At 75.2% G+C, this 1,653-nt stretch carries 2 protein-coding genes and 1 pseudogene; all 3 read right to left on the reverse strand.

Going from position 1 to position 1,653, the window contains the following annotated elements:
* Positions 1-711 (reverse strand): annotated as a pseudogene (locus tag ABZ371_RS32420) (hypothetical protein); the annotation flags it as partial.
* Positions 712-841: 130 nt separating this feature from the next.
* Positions 842-1,222 carry a PPOX class F420-dependent oxidoreductase gene (locus ABZ371_RS32425; RefSeq protein ID WP_358686484.1) on the reverse strand — a complete coding sequence of 127 codons (381 nt, stop codon included), beginning with the start codon at positions 1,220-1,222 and terminating at the stop codon, positions 842-844.
* Between the two features lie 20 nt (positions 1,223-1,242).
* Positions 1,243-1,563 (reverse strand): helix-turn-helix transcriptional regulator, encoded by a 321-nt coding sequence (locus tag ABZ371_RS32430; RefSeq protein ID WP_358686487.1) that lies wholly within the window; start codon positions 1,561-1,563, stop codon positions 1,243-1,245.
* Positions 1,564-1,653: the final 90 nt, after the last annotated feature.

Genomic DNA, 1,653 nt, shown 5'->3' on the forward strand with positions numbered 1-1,653 from the left:
GGGCAGGCCGGCCGTCCCACGGCGCCCGCCGTCGTCCCGGGGCCCGGCCGGGTGCGTGGGCGCGGGGTGCGGTAACGCGGGAGCGGGGTGCGGTAACGCGGATGCGGTGTCCTGGAACGTGGACGAGGGGTCCGGGAAGGTGGGCGCGGAGTGCGGGAGTGTCCCGCCGGGCTCCGGGACGCGGGAGTCGCTGCCCGCCGGGTACCCGAGCTCCGGTCCGGCGCTCCCCAACGCTCCCAGCCGGCTGCGCAGTTCCGCGCAGCGGGCCGTCGCCCGGGTGTGGTCGTCCCATGCCCGCGCACGGGCCTCCGGTGTCATGGCCTCGGCCGGCGCCTCTCCGGGGCCGGCCGAACGCAGGCGCCGTTCCGCGTACGCCTGTTCGCGGACCATGAGCGCCAACCGGTCGACGAGGGCCTGCCGTCCGCCCGGGCGCCCGTCGTACGCGCGCACCGACGCGGCGTACAGGGCGGCCACCCGCTCGGACTCCTGCGCGGCGTACGGGGTGCCGCACAGCACCGCCAGGTCCTGGAGCAGGGACGCGACGACGTCCCAGGGCGGGATCTCCGTGCCGTCGAAACAGGCGCGCATGCCGTGCGGATCACGTGCGCAGAAAACGCCGTACCACCCCTGTCCGGGATCGAGCCGGGTGGCCAGTCCCCTCAGGTGGCGCGCGAACTCCCCTACCGCGTCTGCTTGCTGTTGCACCGTCACCGCCGCCTTCGCCGGCTCGACGACTGGAGCGTTCCAGTCCGCAGGCATTCGACCGCAGGCGTGTTACGGACGGGCTACGCACCCTTTTCCACGGTGAGGCGTTCGAGGCACGCCTCGCCCACACGCGTACTCAGAAGGTGACGGCGATCCCCGTGTGGGGCCGCCTGCCGAGCCGCACCAGGGCGGCGGGCCGGTCCACGAGCCAGAACTTCCAGCCGTACTTGCGGGCGAGCACCGCGCGGACCGCGGCGGTCCCCTCCTCGTCGAGCAGCCGGGCCGTGCCCTCGGCGCTCGGCGCGCCGTCGGCGATCCTGCCGCGGACGTCGCAGACGGTCACGCGCACCCGGCCGTCGCGGCGCAGCCGCTTGACCTTCCCGGCGTCGGACCGCGTCCAGACGTACAGCACGCCGTCCCGCGCGCCCGCCCAGACGGGGGTGGCCACGGGGGTCCCGTCCTTCCGGTAGGTGGTCAGACTGACGTACTCACTGCGGGCGAAGTCCTGGAGGGTCACGGACCCGACCCTACTGGCGCCTATGCGGTGAGCGGCAGCGCTGCCGGCGATCCGGCCACGGGCGCGAGGGCCCGTTCGGGCAGGGACGTGAGGGCCGGGCCGGGCGCGCAGTGGACGAGCAGCTCGTCCATCGACAGCCCGAGCGCTCCCGCCAGGGCGGCCACCGTGAAGAACGCGGGGGTGGGTGCCCGGCCCGTCTCGATCTTGCGGAGGGTTTCGGGGGAGATTCCCGCGCTCGCCGCGACCTCGACCATGCTGCGTCCGCCGCGCGCCTGGCGCAGCAGCGCGCCCAGCCGCTCACCGCGACGGTGCTCCTCGGGGGTCAGGGGGGTCCGTACCATGCCGTCATTCTAATACCACCCGCGCGGGGCGGGGTGATGGGCACACGGTGCGGCGGAGGCGGGCACGTCCGGCCGGCGTGGCGGCCCCGG

It is taken from the genome of Streptomyces sp. NPDC005899, assembly GCF_040629645.1.
Lineage (GTDB): Bacteria > Actinomycetota > Actinomycetes > Streptomycetales > Streptomycetaceae > Streptomyces.

What these genes read in the sequence shown, in the direction of transcription:
- ABZ371_RS32430 (WP_358686487.1), bottom strand. Translation starts at nt 1,563, where the DNA reads ATGGTACGGACCCCCCTGACCCCCGAGGAGCACCGTCGCGGTGAGCGG.